Origin of the sequence: Pseudomonas sp. NFACC41-3, from assembly GCF_900109505.1 — a bacterium.
Taxonomy (GTDB): domain Bacteria; phylum Pseudomonadota; class Gammaproteobacteria; order Pseudomonadales; family Pseudomonadaceae; genus Aquipseudomonas; species Aquipseudomonas chlororaphis.
The window spans coordinates 460,488-480,056 of sequence record NZ_FOAE01000006.1 but is presented as its reverse complement, the minus strand read 5'-3'; the positions used below and the strand labels follow the sequence as shown (position 1 = coordinate 480,056).

Annotated in this window: 18 protein-coding genes; 1 reads left to right on the top strand and 17 read right to left on the bottom strand. The window is 63.1% G+C overall.

Features of this window, described 5'->3' with window-relative positions:
* Window positions 1–40 precede the first annotated feature (40 nt).
* The 3 genes from BMY68_RS26705 to BMY68_RS26695 all read right to left on the bottom strand — a co-directional run bounded on the left by BMY68_RS26705 (window position 41) and on the right by BMY68_RS26695 (window position 3,352).
* A complete protein-coding gene (locus tag BMY68_RS26705; RefSeq protein WP_275668609.1) occupies window positions 41–208 on the bottom strand; it encodes an adenylyl-sulfate kinase in 168 nt (55 codons plus the stop codon).
* 147 nt (window positions 209–355) lie between these two features.
* Window positions 356–2,164 carry a lipid A export permease/ATP-binding protein MsbA gene (gene msbA, locus BMY68_RS26700; protein WP_009041878.1) on the bottom strand — a complete coding sequence of 603 codons (1,809 nt, stop codon included), beginning with the start codon at window positions 2,162–2,164 and terminating at the stop codon, window positions 356–358.
* A gap of 15 nt (window positions 2,165–2,179) precedes the next feature.
* Window positions 2,180–3,352, bottom strand: a complete 1,173-nt coding sequence (locus tag BMY68_RS26695; protein WP_085533596.1) for an O-antigen ligase family protein — start codon at window positions 3,350–3,352, stop codon at window positions 2,180–2,182.
* Window positions 3,353–3,460: 108 nt separating this feature from the next.
* Between BMY68_RS26695 and BMY68_RS26690 the strand changes: the two genes are divergently transcribed.
* The gene (locus BMY68_RS26690) at window positions 3,461–4,066 is read left to right on the top strand and encodes a BUD32 family EKC/KEOPS complex subunit (protein WP_085533594.1); all 606 of its coding nucleotides are present in this window, start codon (window positions 3,461–3,463) and stop codon (window positions 4,064–4,066) included.
* On the opposite strand, the gene BMY68_RS26685 is transcribed toward BMY68_RS26690, so the two are convergent.
* The 14 genes from BMY68_RS26685 to waaF all read right to left on the bottom strand — a co-directional run bounded on the left by BMY68_RS26685 (window position 4,052) and on the right by waaF (window position 19,461).
* Complete coding sequence (locus tag BMY68_RS26685; RefSeq protein WP_085533592.1) at window positions 4,052–5,155, bottom strand: glycosyltransferase; 1,104 nt, start codon at window positions 5,153–5,155, stop codon at window positions 4,052–4,054. The two genes, BMY68_RS26690 and BMY68_RS26685, sit on opposite strands and share 15 nt — an antisense overlap.
* Before the next feature lie 48 nt (window positions 5,156–5,203).
* Window positions 5,204–5,965, bottom strand: coding sequence for a glycosyltransferase family protein (locus BMY68_RS26680; protein WP_085533590.1), 762 nt, complete (start codon window positions 5,963–5,965; stop codon window positions 5,204–5,206).
* Between the two features lie 54 nt (window positions 5,966–6,019).
* A complete protein-coding gene (locus BMY68_RS26675) occupies window positions 6,020–6,976 on the bottom strand; it encodes a glycosyltransferase family protein (protein ID WP_053259396.1) in 957 nt (318 codons plus the stop codon).
* An 84-nt stretch (window positions 6,977–7,060) separates the two neighbouring features.
* Window positions 7,061–8,467, bottom strand: a complete 1,407-nt coding sequence (locus BMY68_RS26670; RefSeq protein ID WP_037004447.1) for a PIG-L deacetylase family protein — start codon at window positions 8,465–8,467, stop codon at window positions 7,061–7,063.
* The gene (locus BMY68_RS26665) at window positions 8,464–9,360 is read right to left on the bottom strand and encodes an antimicrobial resistance protein Mig-14 (RefSeq protein WP_053259394.1); all 897 of its coding nucleotides are present in this window, start codon (window positions 9,358–9,360) and stop codon (window positions 8,464–8,466) included. The genes BMY68_RS26670 and BMY68_RS26665 overlap by 4 nt, the downstream gene beginning before the upstream one ends.
* Window positions 9,360–10,490 (bottom strand): glycosyltransferase, encoded by a 1,131-nt coding sequence (locus tag BMY68_RS26660; RefSeq protein WP_085533588.1) that lies wholly within the window; start codon window positions 10,488–10,490, stop codon window positions 9,360–9,362. Before BMY68_RS26660 ends, BMY68_RS26665 begins: the two co-directional genes overlap by 1 nt.
* Entirely contained in the window at window positions 10,474–12,231 is a 1,758-nt protein-coding gene (locus BMY68_RS26655; RefSeq protein WP_009041869.1) for a carbamoyltransferase family protein, read from the bottom strand. Before BMY68_RS26655 ends, BMY68_RS26660 begins: the two co-directional genes overlap by 17 nt.
* Window positions 12,232–12,500: 269 nt before the next feature.
* Window positions 12,501–13,955, bottom strand: coding sequence for a lipopolysaccharide kinase InaA family protein (locus BMY68_RS26650; RefSeq protein WP_085533586.1), 1,455 nt, complete (start codon window positions 13,953–13,955; stop codon window positions 12,501–12,503).
* Window positions 13,955–14,707: a lipopolysaccharide kinase InaA family protein gene (locus BMY68_RS26645; protein ID WP_085533584.1), complete on the bottom strand. Its 753-nt coding sequence runs from the start codon at window positions 14,705–14,707 to the stop codon at window positions 13,955–13,957. Before BMY68_RS26645 ends, BMY68_RS26650 begins: the two co-directional genes overlap by 1 nt.
* Window positions 14,704–15,438, bottom strand: a complete 735-nt coding sequence (locus tag BMY68_RS26640; protein ID WP_007926795.1) for a lipopolysaccharide kinase InaA family protein — start codon at window positions 15,436–15,438, stop codon at window positions 14,704–14,706. The genes BMY68_RS26645 and BMY68_RS26640 overlap by 4 nt, the downstream gene beginning before the upstream one ends.
* On the bottom strand, window positions 15,438–16,244 hold the full coding sequence (gene rfaP, locus BMY68_RS26635; protein WP_085533582.1) for a lipopolysaccharide core heptose(I) kinase RfaP: 807 nt from the start codon (window positions 16,242–16,244) through the stop codon (window positions 15,438–15,440). The genes BMY68_RS26640 and rfaP overlap by 1 nt, the downstream gene beginning before the upstream one ends.
* Window positions 16,244–17,365: a glycosyltransferase family 4 protein gene (locus BMY68_RS26630; RefSeq protein WP_009041865.1), complete on the bottom strand. Its 1,122-nt coding sequence runs from the start codon at window positions 17,363–17,365 to the stop codon at window positions 16,244–16,246. The genes rfaP and BMY68_RS26630 overlap by 1 nt, the downstream gene beginning before the upstream one ends.
* Window positions 17,365–18,426: a lipopolysaccharide heptosyltransferase I gene (waaC, locus tag BMY68_RS26625; protein ID WP_085533580.1), complete on the bottom strand. Its 1,062-nt coding sequence runs from the start codon at window positions 18,424–18,426 to the stop codon at window positions 17,365–17,367. Before waaC ends, BMY68_RS26630 begins: the two co-directional genes overlap by 1 nt.
* The gene (gene waaF / locus BMY68_RS26620) at window positions 18,427–19,461 is read right to left on the bottom strand and encodes a lipopolysaccharide heptosyltransferase II (protein WP_007926799.1); all 1,035 of its coding nucleotides are present in this window, start codon (window positions 19,459–19,461) and stop codon (window positions 18,427–18,429) included. It lies immediately after the preceding gene.
* Window positions 19,462–19,569: the final 108 nt, after the last annotated feature.

The following is a 19,569-nucleotide window of genomic DNA, read 5'->3' as shown; positions in this document are numbered from 1 at the left end:
TTCTACCGCTGCACGAGTATTCGCGATCGACCCAAACTGTTCATTTATTGAGCAAAATCGCCATGAGCCGGTCTGTCGCGCAGGCCAATCCAACCGTTTCGGTATCGATCTCGCAGTCAGGATCCAATGGCGCTTCATAGGGGCTGTCGAGCCCGGCGAAGTCCCGGATACGCCCTTCGCTCGCCGCCTGATAGAGACCTCGATTCAGTCGACGATTGAGGCTGGAACCATAACAAGCACGAAATGCTGGATTACTTAGGCTTGGTCAAGACTGTAAGGGGCGGGATACAAAGACCGCCGGCGCATTGCACGCCGGGGCCGTTCCAGGGTGGGCAGTGCCCACCCTGGCGTTGGCTCAGGCAATGCCTTCGGAAGCAGGCTCGTCCAGGCCCATGGCATGCAGCCGCGAGTAGTAGCCGTTCTGTGCCAGCAGGTCGACATGAGTACCGCGCTCGACGATCCGCCCCTGATCCATGACCAGAATCAGGTCGGCCTTCTCGATGGTCGACAGGCGGTGTGCGATCACCAGGGTGGTGCGCCCCTTCATCACCTTGTCCAGGGCCGCCTGGATATGCCGCTCGGACTCGGTATCCAGGGCCGAGGTGGCTTCGTCGAGAATCAGCAACGGCGCATTCTTCAACAGGGCCCGGGCAATCGCCAGACGCTGACGCTGACCGCCGGAGAGCAGCACGCCGTTCTCGCCGACCTGGGTGTCCAGGCCTTCGGGCAACTGCGAAATGAAGTCCATGGCATAGGCATCCGTCGCCGCCTTCTCGATGTCTTCCCGCGGCGCCCCGGCCAGGTCGCCATAGGCAATGTTGGCGGCCACGCTGTCGTTGAACAGGGTCACATGCTGGGTCACCTGGGCCACATGCCGGCGCAGGTTGCGCAGGCGGTAATCCTCGATCTCCACGTCATCGAGGAGAATCTGCCCCGTTTCGTGGTGATAGAAGCGTGGAATCAGGCTGGCCAGGGTCGACTTGCCGCTGCCGGAGCGGCCGACCAGCGCGATCATCTGCCCGGGAGCCGCGCAGAAGCTGATGTCCTTCAGTACTTCCCGGTCGGTGCCCGGATAGGTGAAGCTCAGGTTGCGCACGTCCAGGCGACCCTCGATACGCTCACGCTCGATCTGTCCCCGATCGACTTCAGGCTCGACGTCCAGCTGTTCGAAGATGCTTTCCGCGCCCGCCACGCCTTTCTGGATGGTCGAACTGACTTCCGAGAGCTGGCGAATCGGCTTGGGCAGCAGGCCCGCCGCGGTGATATAGGCCACCAGGTCACCCGCGGTGGCATCGCCACGCAGGAACAGCACCAGGAACATCAGCACCGCCATGGCGGAGTAGATCACCAACTGCAGCATCGGCGTGTAGACCGCACCGGTCTTGGTCATGCGCAGCTGTTTGTCGGTGTTGCTCTGGCTGGCGTCGACGAAACGCTGCTGCTCGTAGCTTTCGCCACCGAAGCTGCGGACCACGCGATAGCCTTGAATGGTCTCGGAGGCCACGTGGGTCACATCGCCCATCGCCACCTGGATCTTCTTGCTCTGCTTGCGGAATTTCTTGCTGGTGCTGCCAACCATGACCGCAATCAACGGCAGGATCGCCAGCATCACCAGGGTCAGCTTCCAGTTCATCCACAACAGGTAGACGAACAGGAACACTACCGTCAGGCCTTCGCGAATCACCACCTTGATGGCGTCGGTGGCGGCACCGGTGACCATGGTGACGTTGAAGGTGATGCGGGAAATCAGATGCCCGGAGTTATGGGTATCGAAATAGCGGTTCGGCAGGACCAGCAGCTTGTTGAACAGCTCGACCCGCAGGTCATGCACCAGCCCCAGGGAAACCTTCGCCAGGTAGTAGTTGCCGAGGAAAGAGCCGAGCCCCTGCCACGCCGCGATCAGGATGATCAGCAGCGGCACCGCCATCAATAGCTGCAAGTCCCGCAGATAGGGAACGTTGGGGAAGAGCACCGCTTCGGGATTGCTCAAGCCGTCGACGAAATATTTGAGAATGCCCGCCAGCATCGGCTGGGTGGATGCAAATATCACGAAGCCCACGATACTCAGCAGGAAAATGCCTATGTAGGGTTTTACATACCCCAAGAGCCGAAAATAGATTTTCAGGCTGGAATCCTGTTCCGCTTTGAGCGGTGCATCACTCATCGTCGAGCTCACTGTTTAGGAGGAACGCGGGATTTTATCACAGCCTGTGTGACCGCCCCGTGCCCAGACCAAAACAGTGGCCAGACCGATCGGCAGCCAACTGATGAACCATTCGGCACGAGGGGTTCCGGTCAGGCTCGCAGCATCGAACTGCATGGCCAGGAAAGAGAACAGCCAGATCCCGATGACGCCCCGGCCATAAAGCGTTTCACGGGCGCGCCAGGCTTCGCGCAGGACGGCAAACCAGGCCACGACCCAGAGCAGCAGCCCGGGGATACCCAGTTCGATGGCGATGTGGCTGAACAGGTTGTGGGCGTGATCGAAGGCCTGTCCTTCGGCATGCACGCTATAACCTGATCCCAGGCCGAGGCCTGTCCATGGATGTTCGGCGATCATCTGCAGGCTGGCCATCAGGATCTGCGGACGAAAGGAAACACCACGCGCCAGGACCAAAGGTTCGAGAAACCAGAATGCCGACATTGCCAGCAACAACGCCGCCGCCGCGAAAATTCGGCTGAGTCGGTCACGACACCAGATCGGCATCGCCAGCACGGTCAGGAACAGGGCCAGGGCAGCACCGCGACTCTGGCACAGCACGACAAACCCACCAAGCAGCGCCAACGCCACCAGCCATACGGCTTGAAGACCGCGAGTACGCGGCACCCAGTGCAGCAGCCAGATAGCGGCCAGGCCAATGACATAACCGCCCAGGATCGGATGAGCCAGCTCCCCCAACCCTACAAGGCGTGCCCACCAGACATTTCCGTTGATCCAGTAGAACTGGATGATGGCCATCAGTGCCGTCACCGCCAGCCCCAGCCCGCCCCACTGCATGGCGCGGATCACCTGCTCAGTCCGGGCATTGGCGAAAACCGGGAAGAACAGCAGGAATACAGCGATGTACAACAGGCGCTTGGCCTCGCGCGACGGGTCCGCCGCTTGCGTCCAAAGCAGGCTGACCAGCCCCCATATCGCCAGCCCCAGCAACGCCAGGCCAAGCCAACGCTGGGCATGCCACCATTCGACCAGTCGCTGGCGCGCGGGCCAGGCCAGAATCATTGCCGGCAACCACAAGAAGGCCACCAGCCCCTGCTGGTAGAGTTTGTTGGTGGGCGCCAGTGCGATGGCTAGCAAAAACCATAGCAACCCGACTGTCATCCATACTTGCGCCCAACGTGTGGCCTGCATCTACTCGCTCCTAAATGGATCACCCAGCCAACCCGGCATGGTTAAAACAACAACTTTTCGGCATCATTGCCCGTCACTGTGCCCGCCACTTCGACAAGGCTTCCTACGATGCAATGCTCCCGGCTTCCCCAAGCCACTTTGAATCAGATGATTGAAGGCGCCAGGATTCTGGAGGCCGACAGTTACGGCCCGAAAGTCTACCTGTTGCAGGATGGGAATATTCTGAAACTGTTCCGGCGCAAGCGTCTTTTTTCATCCGCCCTGTTTCGGCCCTATTCGAAGCGTTTCATCGACAACGCCGCACGTCTGGAACAACTCGGCGTTCCCACGCTGCAGGTTCTGGACTTCTACCGCCTGGAACAACCCGGCATGACCGCGGTGCTTTACCAACCGCTGCCAGGCGAAACCCTGCGCCAGGTCGCCAGCAAGGAAGGTTTCGACTGGCAACAGACCTTGCCGGCCTTGGTCGAGCTGATTCGTAGCCTGCATACCTCGGGGATTTACTTTCGCTCGCTGCATCTGGGCAACATCGTCATCACCCCGGATAACCGCTTCGGCCTGATCGATGTGGCCGATATGCGCTTCTTCCGCGGGCCATTGCCGCGCCATTTGATCAAACGCAACCTGCAACACTTCGCCCGCTATATTGCCCGGGAGAAGCTGAATGGGAGCTTTCCGCTGCAAGCATTGGAACAGGCCCTACTTTCGGCATGACAGCAGGGTAGTGGCCGCCTGGCTGAAGCGCTGCCAGGCCAGGTCGGGGGCCAGAGCAGCGTACTGATCCGCCGCGATGCCCTGGGCGGGCAGGCCAAGGGCTTGAAGGATGGCCTCCTGCCAAGCGTCGATGTCATTCACCGGCGCATAACGCCCGGTTTCAGCCAACTGCTCACGAAAGACGGGCAAATCGCTGGTCAGCACCGGTACACCGGACATCACCGCTTCCTGCAGGATCAACCCCAGGCCCTCATCCAGCGACGGGATGGCCACCCAGTCGAATGCCTTGTAAAGCATCGCCGCATGCTTCAGATGCCCAGGCAGCGAGACCTTGTCTTGCAGGCCCAGCCGGTTGATGCGGGCCTCGAGCGCTGCGCGATTCGAACCCTCGCCGATAATCACCAGACGCATCTCCGGCCGGCTCGCCAGGGCTTTGGCGAAGGCCTCCAGCAGGCAAGCAAAACCCTTATCGTCCACCAGACGCCCGACCGCGCCGAATACCGGCGCATCGTCCGCGGGCAGGCCGAGGGTGGCCCGGGCCTCGGCACGCGGTAGCAGCCTTGCGTTGAACTCGTGCGGATTGAACGCGCTGCGCAAGGCCGTCACCGGCATCTGCAGATCGTATTCGAGGGATGAAGCCAGGGTCTGCGAAACAGCCGCGAGGGTTAGCTGCGAGGCGGGGAACTGCCGGAACAGCTGTTGATCCTCGCGGTGCAAGCGCGTGGAGCCGTGGATCACCACCACCGCACGCATGTGCGGTAATGACTTGAGGACCGGCAACAAGGTACGCGCCACTCCCAGGCCATCGAGCAACAGCACTTGGGCGTCGCTCTCCTGCAACGCCTTGCGAAAACTGGCCCGCAACCAGGGTTTGAGCAAGCGCCAGAAATGCTTGCCCTTCAGCCGCGCCGACGACAGGTTCCACTCCCGGCACTCCCCCACTTCGGCAACGCATCCGGTGGACGAGCCTTGCAGCAGCCAGGTCTTGACCACAGTACCTGGCTCGGCCTGAGAGAGGATCTGCTGGTGAACCTTGTGAACGGAGGCAAACGCACTGCCGCCTGCCCACATGACGTTGAGAATGCTCATTGGGCGCACAGCCCTTTCGCGGTATTCGGGAAAGTGAAACCGGTAGAACTAATGGATAAACCAGCCAATACCGACTCCAGCCAACAGGACTAAAACAAGCTTGATTTGCTCGCGACGACTGCGCCGAGCCTTACGCTGCCGCTCAGCGGCAGTCTCCACATGCAGACCGAAACCTGTATGCAACACCGCATCGCCTTCCAGGCTGACAGCCGTCAGGTTCAGCTCAGCATAGCGCTTGGACAGCGCTTTCTCGCCGCCGTGCCCGGCGAAAGGCGCGCACAGCCGATATTGCGCCATCCGGCGCAGGCCCGGGTTCAGGGAAAAGCTCTGCCACTCGGGTTTGTCGGAGATCAGCGGATAACAGGGCACACCGCCGATCACCTCGCGGGCCCCCAAGTGGATGTAAGGGCTATGGACTCGCAGGTCGTGGGCATAACTGCGCAACCAGACCTGCAGAATGTCCTGGCGCTGCTCGAGAATCGCTTTCGAATCCTCGACAAAACCCGGGCGGTAGAACTCCCAATCGTCTTCGCAATGGAAGATATAGGGGGTCTTGACCTGCTCGTAGGCCAGGTCGATCGACGCCAACTGCCCGAGCTTCGGCCGGTTGACGAAGAAGGTACAGTGATCTTTCCAGTGGGCGGGCACAGTCGTGCGCACCCGCTCGTCGCCCGCATCTTCGGTGATGAAGACTTCGCGGATCGGCGCACTGTTGAAGCGATCGAAACTCTCCAGCGTGAGCTTGAGCAGGTCCAGGCGACCGCAACTGGTGACCACCAACGTGATGTCACTCTCTTGACTAAACTGCACTTGATTCTCACCTACGACAAAGTGCGATCACTATTAAGGGCTAGGTGACCGCTGTCAAACACCCAGCTTCGAGCGTACACGCTCGATAAAGCTCAAGGGTGCACGAGGCCGCAATGCGGGCTGGAGTTCCTCGACGATACGCTGACCGATACGGGCGAAGCTGAACCGAGAGACCGCCAGATCGCGTCCGTTTCGCGCGATGCTCTGCGCCAGGGCCGGGTCGGCGCGCAACATGGCGAGCTTTTCCTGCAATTGCGGGATGTTCTGATAAAAGACCACGTTGTGCAGGTCCTGCAAACCCAGCGCGCGGTTTTCCGCCTCACCCTGGTCGAATGCCAGCAACACACAGCCACAGGCCATGGCCTCGAAATTCTTGATCATGTATTCGCCCATGCCGACGTCGGCACTGACGAAAAAGCGGATACGGTTGAGCGTGTCGCAATACTCTTCGCCCGATTTGGTCCGCGTCACCACCAAGGGTTCGACCTGGCCGAGCTCATCGAGCAGCGCCTTGCGCCCGCTGTAGGCCACGCTGTTGGTGCTGCCGACGAATGCCAGTTCGATATCCCGCTCGCGGCCCTGATCCTGCAGCAGGGTCTGGTCGTAGCCCTTGGGCACGAATACCGCGTCGAAACCTTCCTCGCGCAGGCGCTCGCTGACCATGAACCCCGAACTGATCACCCGTGCCCACGGCAGGCGGCGGTAGTGCGCGCTGAACTTGCCGGTGTACTTGCAGGGGATGTAGTTCTGGTAGGCGTCGTGCTCGAGGATCACCAGGTTGGGAATGCTGCGGATGAAGCTCGCCTGGCGGATTTCCTGCTTGAAACGCAGGAAGAACACGATGCGGTCGTAGCGCGATACATCCACCTCACGGCGGAAATAGCCACGCAGGTTGCGCTGCTCGTCGCTGCTCAACCACCGCAGGTCGCATTCGCAATGAGCGGCAACGCCTTCGTACAGGCGGTCCAGAATGGCCCGCTGTTCTTTCTGCACCAGAAATAGAACCTTCATCATCTTCCTTGCAGCCGTGAGCAACCGGACAAAAGAGCGAAACTACCCTGGCCGACAGGCAAAAGGGTGTCATGCAATATCAATTTACAAACGCCAGAACAGCTCATGCCGGCGTACCGCCTTGCGGAAAAACTCGTTCTCGCCATAAGGCGAAGCGGCGCGGCCAGCCAGCACACGCTGCAGGACCCGGCGCAGGCGGCGCTTGAACGGCGCCCGCGGCTGCAGGTCATGCATCATGCCCAGGGCCATCGCCTTGTCCCGTTGCTGCTCGATCGATAGCTGCAAGCAGCAGGGCCTGAGCACCTGGGCCGAGTCGAACACCGGCGGCAGGGCAATGCCCGCCCCTGAATCGCCCATCGGCCAGCGGTCGTTGTCATGCAAATGGTTGGCATAACCGAGCAAGGTGGTCGGCTGCCACTCCAGCCCCTGCAACGCTTCCAGTACCGCCTGCTGGGCGCAGATGTGGTCCGGGTGCGGATCGAGGGTCGGATGCGGTAGCACGATCACCTCGGGGCGCGCCTTGAGCAGCAGCGCCCGCAGGTCGGCCAGGAGATTGTTCCAGGTCGGCGCGCCATCGGCATCCGCCGGCAGCGGGAACGGGTTGAACTGGCGGAACAGGCGGATATCCGACAGTTCGGCCTCACGGGACGCCACAGGCCGGTTCGGCGCCGCCTGCATGGCCGGCAGTTGCAGGCAGAAATACCCCAGCTGCACACAACGTTCTTCGGCGACCCCGGCCCAACGCGGCACCGCAATGCTGTCCCAGGCCCGCAGACGCCCCTTGATCCGCGCCGCATCCGCAGCGCTCATCCCCATCCGCCGGTAATGCTCGGCCTCGATCTCGCCCGCGGTCAACGTGACGATCCAGGCTTCGTCAGCCTGGCTGTACAGGCCGAAGGCAGCCAGTTCGGCATCGTCGGCGTGGGGGGCGATGACCATCACCCGCTGGTGACGATAGTCCGGCTCACGGAACACCGACAACAGCGGTTCGCCGTGCACCCGACAGAAACGTCCGCGCAATTGCAGCTCGCCGCTGGCCAGAGGTCGTGCCAACCCACTGAGATTGAGGTAACGCAGGCCGTTCACGCCCCGCTCGAACGTCTGCCGATCCTGCCCCGCCAAGGAGACGGAGGGGTCGAAAAAGCGTCCCAGCCAGCTGCTGCTGACCTTTACCGCGAGGATCAGGGTTTCGTCCCCCGCCAGGTCGACCGCCTGGTCCAGCACCAAGCGCTGCTTGTCCAGGTGGACCTTGGGCTGCTCGGTGCCGAACGGAAAGCTGTACTGATAATCGTCCCGGGGCGAATAAAACAGGTGGTCGGCAAACCAGGCCTCATGGGCCACCCAGGCCAGCACCGCGAGCAGCAGCGGCAGCCACCAGGCCACCAGCACACCGATAGCCACCAGTACCAGCAGGCCGATCAGCAGGCCCAGGCGCTTCTGCCGGCGATGGCGTTTGAGCAACTGTTGCTTGCGACTCGGCGGCTGATTCATACCGTGAACACCGGAACGGGGTTGCACCAGCGATCCTTGTACTCGCGATCGGCGCGACCGAAGGAGAAACGCAGCGGCTTGTCGATGGCCCGCGCCTGCTCCCAGGCGCTTTGCGTATTGAGGAAACTCAACACGCTGCCGGGGCTGAACTCGCGGGTTTCAGGATCGACGCCACCGTTGATGTATTCGACGCTGATCCACTCCGGCGCTTCGACCCGGTACACCAGCTGAATGGCGATCGGCGCATCGTTGAGGAAAATCACCGAACCGATCAGCAACTCGCGCAGCAACTCGATGACGTCGGCCATGCGCTCGGCACCGGTGGCCGGGAACCCCCAGCGCCGCTGGAACAGATCGCAGTAGATGGCCGCCAGCTCCTGGCTGGAGAACTCGCTGACCGGGCGCACCACGCCGCCCGCCTCTTCCAGCAGGCGCAGTTCGCGGCGCTGGTTGTAGCGAAACTTCTTCGACAGCTCTTCAGGCGTGCGGGCCATGGCCAATTGCTCGGCCTGGAGCTTGAGGGTGCTGAACCGGCCCTGGTTCAAGGCCGACAGGTAACGGCCACGATGACGCAGCGGGGCCTGGGTCTCAGGCGCCGCCGGCAGGATCAACTCGGCGTTGCCCAGGTCGAACAGGCCTTTCTTGCCACGGCGCTTGAGCACGTCCTTGGACAGCGCCAGGTCGCGCCCCCAGGTCGGGATCGCCGCCCGCAGTTCGCCGGCGTGTTCCCAGGCCAGGTAGCGGACCGGGATGCCCGCCAGGTTCGCCAGGCGCTCCACCACCAGCGGATGGGTGGCGACGCTGCCGCCAAAACGCTGCCAGGCGGCGGCATAAGTCGAGGCGTCGACGACCGACCAGCCACGCTCGCGCCAGCCTTGGAATCGATTGAGCATCAGGGCCTCGCGGTCAGATCGGTAACTTGCGGCAGACGCCAGAAGGCGTCGCGTACAGCACGGTCGGAGAAGCGCTCGCGCAGGCGCTCGAACATCAACTCGGCGCACAGCAAGCGCTGGTTCTCATCCATCCCGGCCAGGTGTTGCAGACCCTGGGCCATATGCTCGGCATCGCCCAGCGGGAACAGGATGCCGACCCCTTCGACCACTTCCTTGGCACCGCCACAGGCCGTCGCCAGCAAAGGCACGCCAGCGGCCATGGCCTCCAACAGCACCATGCCGAATGGCTCGTGGTCGGAACTCAGGGCAAAGGCATCGAAAGCACGGAAATAACGCCGGGCTTCCGGGACCTGGCCGAGGAACAGCACGCGGTCGGCGATGCCCAGCTCGCGGGAAAGGTCCTTGAGGTTCTGCTCCAGGCGCCCGCTGCCGAGAATCGCCAGCTGGCTTTCCCGAGGCAGCCCCGGCAATGCCGCGGCAAACCCGCGTAGCAGGGTGGCCTGGTCCTTGTCCGGATGCAGACGCCCGACATTGCCGACGATCCAGGCCGAAGACGACAGCCCCAGCTCCTGGCGCGCTTCGGCCTTGGGCAGTTGGGTCGCCTGCAAGGCTTCGACGTCGATCCGGTTGTACAGCGTTTGAATCCGCGCCGCCGGCCATTGTGGCAGGCAACTGCGCATGTCATCGCGCACCGCGTCGGACACGCCGAGCAGGCTCAGGCGCTTGCGGAACAGGTTGGCGAACAGGCGGCGACTGCCGCGCTGGTAATCGCCAAACGCGTGATGCACGCCGATCACCGGCAACGCGGTGCCCAGCAACGCGATGTAGATCGGCTTGAAACGGTGGGCGATGCAGAAGCTGAAGTTGCGCGACGCGGCGATCTTGCGCAGGTCGCGTATCGCCCCCAGCTTCAGGCCACGAATGGCCTTGGAGCTGTATTCCATGAACAGCACTTCGTCGCTGGCACAGGCATCGGCCACCTCGGCATCGGCAACCCCGGTGAGGAACACCGTGGTCACGCGATAGCCGCTGCCCGCGAACAGGCTGGCGTATTGCCGGGCACAGTCGAGGAACGGCCCGTCATAGCCGTGGCAGAACTGCAGGACGTGGCGCTCAGCCGAGCGTGTCATAAGGATCCACGCCGTCTTTGACCACCAGGATGTCTTCCATGATCAGGTACTGCAGATCGGAGCCGAAGAACATGTTCAGGGCGTCGGTCGGCGAGCAGATCATCGGCTCGCCGCGGCGGTTGAGCGAGGTGTTCAGCGACACGCCGTTGCCGGTCAGGACTTCCAGGGCCTTCATCATGTCGTAGTAGCGCGGGTTGTATTCGCGCTTGAGCACCTGGGCCCGGGAAGTGCCGTCTTCGTGGACCACTTCCGGCACGCGGGTCTTCCACTCCTCCGCCACTTCGAAGGTGAAGGTCATGAATGGCGCCGGGTGATCGACCTTGATCATCTGCGGACCGACGGTGTCGAGCATCGACGGGCAGAAAGGCCTCCAGCGCTCGCGGAACTTGATCTGCTCGTTGATACGGTCGGCCACGCCGGTGGCGCTCGGGCAACCGATGATCGAACGACCGCCCAGGGCGCGCGGACCGAACTCCATGCGGCCCTGGAACCAGGCCACCGGGTTGCCGTCGACCATGATCTTGGCGATACGCTCGGGGGTGTTGTCGATCTGGCGCCAGGCCGGCTTGTTCGGGTGGCGGGCACAGGCGGCGATCACGTCTTCGTTGCTGTAGGACGGGCCGAGATAGACGTGTTCCATCTTCTCCACCGGCACGCCGCGAGCGTGGGAAACATAGGCCGCGGCACCGACCGCGGTACCGGCATCGCCGGACGCAGGCTGCACGAACAGCTCTTTGACTTCCGGACGGGCAATGATCTTCTGGTTCAGCTTGACGTTCAGCGCACAGCCGCCGGCAAAGGCCAGCTTGCCGGTTTCCTTGAGGATGTCGCCCAGGTAGTGGTCGATCATCTGCAGCGCCAGCTTCTCGAACAGCGCCTGCATGCTGGCCGCGTAGTGGATGTACGGCTCGTCGGCGATGTCGCCTTCGCGCTTCGGACCCAGCCACTCGATCAGTTTCGGCGAGAAGTAGAAACCCTTGCCCTTCTCTTTATAACGGCGCAGGCCGATGACGTTGGCGTAATCGGTGTTGATCACCAGTTCGCCGTTTTCAAAGCTGGCCAGGCGGGAGAAGTCGTACTTGCTGGCATCGCCGTACGGTGCCATGCCCATGACCTTGAACTCGCCGTCGAGCATTTCGAAGCCGAGGAACTCGGTGATCGCGCCGTACAGGCCGCCGAGGGAGTCCGGGTCGTAGAATTCCTTGATCTTGTGGATCTTGCCGTTTTCGCCGTAGCCGAAGAAGGTCGTGGCGTACTCGCCCTTGCCGTCGATCCCGAGGATCGCGGTTTTCTCCTTGAAGCCGGAGCAGTGGTAGGCGCTGGAAGCGTGGGCCAGGTGGTGCTCGACCGGCTCGATCTTGATCTTCTTCGGATCGAAGCCCAGTTGCTCGAGGCACCAGACGATCTTGTTGCGATAACGCTTGTAGCGGCGGTTGCCCATCAGGATCGCGTCGAGGGCGCGGTCCGGGGCGTACCAGTAACGCTTGGCGTAGTGCCAGCGGGCCTTGCCGAACAGGCTGATCGGGGCGAACGGAATCGCCACCACGTCAACGTCGGAAGGCTTGATGCCGGCCTGTTCCAGACAGAACTTCGCCGATTCGTAGGGCATGCGGTTCTTTGCATGTTTATCGCGTACGAAGCGCTCTTCTTCAGCAGCCGCCACCAGCTTGCCGTCGATGTACAGCGCTGCGGAAGGATCATGGCTAAGGGCGCCGGACAGGCCAAGAATCGTCAATGCCACAGGGGTCTAGCCTCGTTTAGTCTGCATGCGGGCGCGATGCGCCTTGAAAATGATGTGTGCTCGCAAGGGGCGAGAAACAACGAAAGGGCGGGATTATAACGTAAAAGAAGGGGCAAGCCTCTAGCGACAAGCGCCAAGGCTGAAGCGCCTCACTCCCTGTAGCCGCTGCCGCAGGCTGCGATAAGGCCCGCAGGGCCTTCCGAGGGCCTCAAAAGCAGCGCCTCCTGCGGAGTCGATCGCAGCCTGTGGCAGCGGCTACAAGTCGCAGGTCAGCCCATGGACGATTCGGCGGTTTTAGGCAGGCGCTGGTCGATGACCTGATACAGCGCGCTGCTTTCTGGCCAGTTACGCATGAAGCGCGCACGGTCGCGGGCGTAGGCCGGGGCGAAGCTGCCGAGGCTGTGGTGCTGGCACATTGAGTCCAGGTCGATCAGCGCCCAACGGTCCTCTTGCCAGAACAGGTTGTGCCCCTTGAAGTCGCCATGGCTGATGCGTTCGCGGATCAACTCGGCAAACAGCCGGTCCAGCGCCTGCAACTCCGCTTCCGGAGCCGCGCCGCTGTCGATATAGGGCGCGAAGCGTTCGATAATGTCCGGCCCCGCCAGGTATTCGGTCACCAGATAGGCCCGACTGCGCAGCCAGAGAAAACGCTTCTCCAGCAAGGCCAGCGGCTTGGGCGTGGCGACGCCGAGGAATGCCAGGCGATTGCCCTCCTGCCACGAATGCCAGGCCCGGCTGGGGCGCCAGAAGCGCTTGAGCCAATGGGCAAAACCCTTGATGTTGTAGCGCTTGACCACCAGGGTGCGGCCCGCCACTTCGACCCGGCCGACGCTGGCGGCGCCACCGGTCTTGTACAGGTGCCCGCGGTCCAGCAGCGCGTCGGCCTGCTCCAGCACCGGCAGCATTGCCGCCTCTTCCTCGCGCCGAATCGCCCGCAAGGCGAAGGGCCCGCGCAGCACGCTGAACAGGGTGCACTCGCGACCGACCTTGTTGAGGAAATCCTTCAAGCGCCAGCTGCGCACCTTGTCCACCTGCTTCTGCAAGGCTTCCAGCGGCAAGGCATGCTCGGCATTATTCAGCAGGTAATGCACCAGCAGCTCTTCGGTAAAAGGCTCCAGGCTCTTGGGCAACTGGGCGAAAAACACCCCGAGGTTTTCCAGGACTTTCTGCCGGGACAGCGGTTTGCCCGCCTGCTCCACGCAGATCCCGGCACCGTCGATCAGATACAGCTTGCCCTGATGACGCAGCAGGTTGTCCAGATGCAGGTCTTCCTGCCACAGGCCCTTGCCATGCAGTTCGGCAATGGCGGCCAGGGCCTCGGCGAGTACTGCCTGCTGCTCATCGGCCAGCGCCGGCAACGACTCCACCTGTTTCCAGGCATCGCCCAGGCTCTCGGAGCCTTCCAGGAACTCGAACAGCAGCCAGCCGCCCTCGCCTTCCTTCAGGCCGTCGGCCAGCAACAGCGGCGTGGTCATGCCCTGCTCTTCAAGCAGGCGCACACCCTGCAGCTCACGCTGGAAATGCCGCGCCGCCTTGGGCCCCACCAGTAACTTGGCCAGCACCGGACGCCCGCGCCATACACCGGCGCCGACGTAGCGCTGCCCCGGTAGCACCCGCAGCAGGCTGAGCAACTGCAGCGTGGCCGGCCCGGCAGCGTCGGCCAGCTCCAGACTCAACGGCAGGCTTGGCGCGCGGCCGGCCCGTTCAAGTTCGGACAGACGCATCAACGAGTCTCCTTGTGGCTGCGGCGCGCACTCAGGCGGTTCAGCCAGGCATCGACCAGCGAGCTGTCCCGCGGCTGATCCAGATAGGTCGCAAGCAAGGCGCGCACATCGCCCTCACTCCAGACCGGGGCGCGACGCAACAGCGGCTCCAGGTCCTTGACCCGGTCACGCTGGCCGAACAACAGCGGACGGGTCTTTTCCAGGTCGATCAATTGCGCCTGGTAACCGTCGCCGGTGGCCCGCAGGAAAATATGCTTGGGATAAAAGCAGCCGTGCACCTGGCGCACCGCGTGCAACTGACGCGCCAGCAGGCCACAGGCCCGCAGGATTGCTGCGTGCTGGTCCGGGCTGAGCTGCGCCCATTGTTGCAGCAGCGAATCCAGGTCGTTCCAGCCATCCAGCGCCCGGGTCAGCAGGATCGCCCGGGTTTCGCCAGCCACCTTGCGCTCGCCAAAGAAGGCCGCCTGCAGCGCTGGAATGCCCAACTGCTGGTAGCGGCTGATATTGCGAAACTCGCGGGCGAAACTCGGCTCGCCGAACGGCCGGTGCAGGGTCCGCGTCAGGTAGTTGCTCTGGCGCTTGAGGTAGTAGCCGTGGCCTTCCAGGTCGAGGCGATACACGCTGCTCCAGCCCCCGCCATCGGTGTTGGGCTCGTCCACCGCTTCAAGTTGCTTGGCCCACAACGCGTCGAAGCTGTCGAGGCCGTGGCGCTCCAGCAACGCACGGTCCTGAGCCGCCAGGAAATCGGTCATTCGCGTCCCTCGAAAAATCTCAGCACGTGCCGGATACGGCACTTGTCCGCGGCATTCAGCCGGGTGCGCTGGCGGTACTGCAAATAGAAGCGCAGGCGCTGGGTGGCGGATAAATGATACTTGGCCACCTTGTCCAGGCACGCCAGGTCCTTGGTGATCCGGTACTTGAGCCAGAAACCGCGCCAGAAATCGCCATTGGGGCAATCGATCAGGTACAGCCGGACCTCATCGTCGATCAGCAGGTTGCGCCACTTCAAGTCGTTATGGGTAAAGCGATGCTCATGCATGATCCGCGTGTAGCGCGCCAGCTGCTGGCTGACCCGGTCCACCCAGGCCCGATCGGCCAGCAGCGGGTCGTTGCGCTCGGCCAGGACCGACAGGTCTTCGGTGCGTGGCAGCTCGCGGGTGATCATCGCTCCACGGTCGTACGCCAGGCCACGGCGCTCCAGGCCCCAGGCCACCACCTCGGCAGTGGGAATGCCCCACTTGGCGAAACGCTTGAGGTTCTGCCACTCGGACTTGACCCGCGGCTTGCCCAGATAGCGCCGCAGGTTCTTGCCAGCACCGGTGTAGCGCTTGACGTAATAGTTGATGCCGTTGCGTTCGACCCGGATGACCTCCGACAGCGGGTCGCGGGTCAGGTGTTCGCCCTCGAGGGCAAAGACCGCATCCAGACTGCCGAAGTCCTGCGCCAGCTCCCGATACCCAGGTTCAAGGTTCCAACCCGCCATCAGAGCGCATCTCCGTATCGCTGCTTGCGTGCGTAGAGCTTGCTGGCCTTGCCCTCCAGCCAGGCCAGCAGAGGCGCTTCGTCGCTCAGGATCTGGCGCAACGGCTGCTGGAAATAACCCTTGAGGAAGCGCAGCTTGTCGCGCCGGGTCAGGCCGATATCCAGTGCCGAGAAATACAGCGCCGCCAGGTCCTTGTCGCGCCAGCGCCGGGTGATGGCCGGACGAGTCTGGGCGCGGTGCAGGTCGATCACCGAGAGCTTGAAATCATCGGGTGTCACCGGCTTGTCGGTGTGCAGCAGGAAGTGGCAGATGTAGCAGTCGCGATGGTTGACCCCGGCGCGGTGCATCATGCCGGTCATGCGCGCCACTTCGGCGATCAGCGCGCGCTTGAGCCTGGGCTGAGGCGGTTGCTTGACCCAGTCGATGCTGAAGTCTTCGAGGCTGATGGTCGGCGCCAGCTCCTCGGTAACGATGAACGAATGCTGGTTGGCCGGGTTGCTGCCGCGCTCGCCATAGGCGACGGCGGTCATGGTCGGCACGTCGGCTTCCTGCAGGCGCTGGATGGCCTGCCATTCCTGACCCGCGCCGAGCACCGGCAGCTTGGCGGTGAGCAGGTTCTTGAAGATCTCGCCCCAACCGATACCGCGGTGAATCTTTACGAAGAACCCTTCGCCAGCCACCTCGGTACGCAAGGTACGGCGGGCTTCCAGTTCACGGTAGACCTGGCCGTCCAGACGCTCGACTTCGGCGAACGCATCGCGTCCGGCCCAAAGGGTCTTGAACGGTTCGGCAAGAATCAACTTCATCAGTGTTGCTCCGCCAGAATCACATCCGCAGCGTGCTGCGGCATGCTATAGAGGTCGGCCGTCTCGGCGAACGCCAGGCCGTTACGGCTCCAGGTCGCGCGTGCAGCGTCGTCGGTCAACATGGTGTTCAGGTATTGATTGAGCTGTCCCTGCTCCAGTGGCTCATCCAGTACCAGGCCGCTGTCTGCCTCGGCGATGTAATGGGCATAACCGCAGACCGCGCTGACCAGCACCGGCAAGCCGGCCACCAGCGCTTCCAGCAGCACAGTGCCGGTGTTTTCGTTGTACGCCGGGTGGATCAACAGGTCGGCGCCCAACAGGAAACGCGGGATATCACTGCGCCCCTTGAGGAACTGCACATGCTCGCCCAGGCCCAATGCCGCGCTCTGCAATTGGAATACTTTGGGGTCGTCCTGGCCAATTACAAATAGCCGGGTGCGTTTCTTCAGTTCCGGCGGCAAGGCGGCCACGGCCTTGAGGCTGCGATCCACGCCCTTGGTCTTGAACCCGGAACCGATCTGCACCAGCAGCAAATCATCGTCTTTCAGGGCGAACTCGCGACGGAATTCGGCGCGGATCTCGGCCGCGTTGGCCGGTGCGCGACGGTCCTGGGCGATGCCTGGCGGCAGCAGGTGGAAACGCTCCACCGGGGTGTCGTAATGCTTGATGAACAGCGGCTGCTGGACCTCGGAAATCATCAGCACTTCGGTCTTGGCGTCCCGGGCGAACACCGCCCGCTCGTATTCGGCGAAGTGCCGGTAGCGACCCCAACGGCGGTACAGCGAATGACGCAGGTTCTGCGCCTTGTCTTCGAAGCAGCCGTCGGCGGCGTAGTACACGTCCAGGCCGGGCATCTTGTTGAAGCCGATCAGGCGGTCCACCGGACGCTTGGCCAGGTCGGCCTCCATCCAGGCGCTGAGCTTCTCGTTACGACGATGGTTGAAGAACGCCTTGACCGGCGCCACCAGCACCTCAAAACCCGGCGGCACATCGCCTTCCCAGATCAGCGTATAGACGCGAATCTGGTGCCCGCGTTTCTGGCACTCCAGGGCGATGCGCATGAAGTCCCGTTGCAGGCCGCCGAACGGGAAGTATTTATAAAGGACAAAAGCCAATTGCATCAGCGCAGCTCCTCAGCCAGTAACAACCTGCTCAGCCGGCTGGCGACACGCTCAGGATTCAGACGCGTGAAGCACAGCGGCCACTCGCGTTTCAGGTCGAACCGCCGCTGATCTTCAGCCGTCGGTTGATAGGTGCATTTTTTCTGCAGGCACGGCGCGCAGGGGAAGTCGCTGGCCATATGGATCTGCGCCTTGCCATAGGCACCGGTCAGGCCCGGGTTGGTCGGGCCGAACAGGGAAATGGTCGGCACATCCAGCGCCGCCGCGAGATGGCCAAGCCCGGTATCCACCGCGACACAGGCCTGGGCTTGCGCCAGCACCCTGGCGACGCCCGCCAGGTTCAGCTTCGGCAGCACCGTGGCGTTGCTCAGGCCCTGGGCAATACGCTCGGCCCGGGCCTTCTCCGCCGGGTTGCCCCACGGCAGCCTGACCTCGACGCCCAGCTGGCCCATGCGTTCGGCCAGCTCGCGCCAGTAGGCTTCCGGCCAGTGCTTGGTGTCCCAGGTGGTGCCGTGCAGGAACACCACGAACGGCTTGGGCCGCGGCAACTCCACCAATTTCTCGACGTTCAGGCCGTAATCGCCCAGGCCTTGGGGCAAGTCATACCCCAGCGCCACGGCGAACAGCTGGCGCACACGCTCCACGGCATGCTGGCCGCGGGCGACGGCCAGGCGCCGCGAATAGAAACGCGCCGCCAGGGGCTCGCGTGCCGACTGCTTGTCCAGGCCGGCCACCGGCGCCTTGACGTAGCGCGTCAGCCAGGCGCTTTTCAGCAAGCCCTGGGCGTCGATCACCAGATCGTACTTGGTGGCACGCACGCTTTGCTTGAAGCGCCGCCACTCGCCACTCTTGATGGTCTGCCAGATGTTCTTGCGCCAGCGGCGAATCGCCACCGGGATCACTTTATCCACAGCCGGGTGCCAGGTCGGGATTTCCGCGAACCCCTCTTCCACCACCCAGTCGAACTTGATCCCCGGGATCGCCCGCGCCGCATCGGTCAGCGCCGGCAGCGCATGAATCACGTCGCCCAGGGAAGAGGTCTTGATCAACAGTACCCGCACTTACCGAACCTCGACCGCAGTGCCTTGCAACCGCTGCAAGGCCTGGTCCACCGAGTCGGGCAACAGCTGGCGCAGGCAGTTGTAATGGCCAAAGCGACAGGTGCGATCGAAGCATGGGCTGCACTCGATGCCCAGGCGCACGACTTCGACCTGGTCGGCCAAGGGCGGGGTGAAACCCGGCGATGTCGAACCGTACACCGCCACCAGCGGGCGATTCAGCGCCGCCGCCACGTGCATCAACCCGGAGTCGTTGGACACCACGGAATCGGCGCAGGACAACAGGTCGATGGCCTCGGCCAGGGAGGTGCCGCCGCAGAGGTTGACCGACTCTTCGCGCAGCCCAGGAATCAATCGGGCGCGAATGTCTTCGCCGACCACGTGATCGTTCTTCGAACCGAACAGCCAGACCTGCCAGCCCTCGCGGATCTTCAGCTCGGCAACCTTGGCGTAATGCTCGGACGGCCAGCGCTTGGCTTCGCCGAATTCGGCTCCCGGACACAGCGCCAGCACCGGGCGATCCAGGGTCAGGCCGAACTTGGCCAGCGCCGCTTCGCGGCTGGCCGGATCGATCTGCAGGTCGGGACGCGGATATGGCTTGGGCAGCTCGGCGCCCGGCTCATAAGCCAGGGCCATGAAGCGCTCGATCATCAGCGGATAACGTTCTTTGTCCAGCGTGCGCACGTCGTTGAGCAGGCCGTAGCGGAACTCGCCACGCCAGCCGGTGCGTTGCGCGATGCCGGCAAAAAACGGCACCAGCGCCGACTTCAACGAGTTGGGCAGCAGGATGGCCTGGTCGTACTGGCCGACCAGGGATTTGCCGATGCGCCGGCGAGTCGCCAGTTCCAGCACGCCGTGGCCGAGCGGGAAGCTCAAGGCCCGCCGCACTTGCGGCATGCGCTCCAGGATCGGCCGGCTCCACTCGGGGGCCAGCACGTCGATCTCGCATTGAGGATGGCGCTGTTTCAGGCACTGGAAGAGTGTCTGCGCCATCACCATGTCACCGACCCAACTGGGCCCAACGATCAGAATATTCATGTGGTTTCCAAAAACGAACCGGGGAGGCTTACGCCTCCCCGCCTCGAGAATCCAGCCCTGCGGCATTCACCGCCGGCTCATTGTGGACGAGCCGCAACAGGGCTCGCC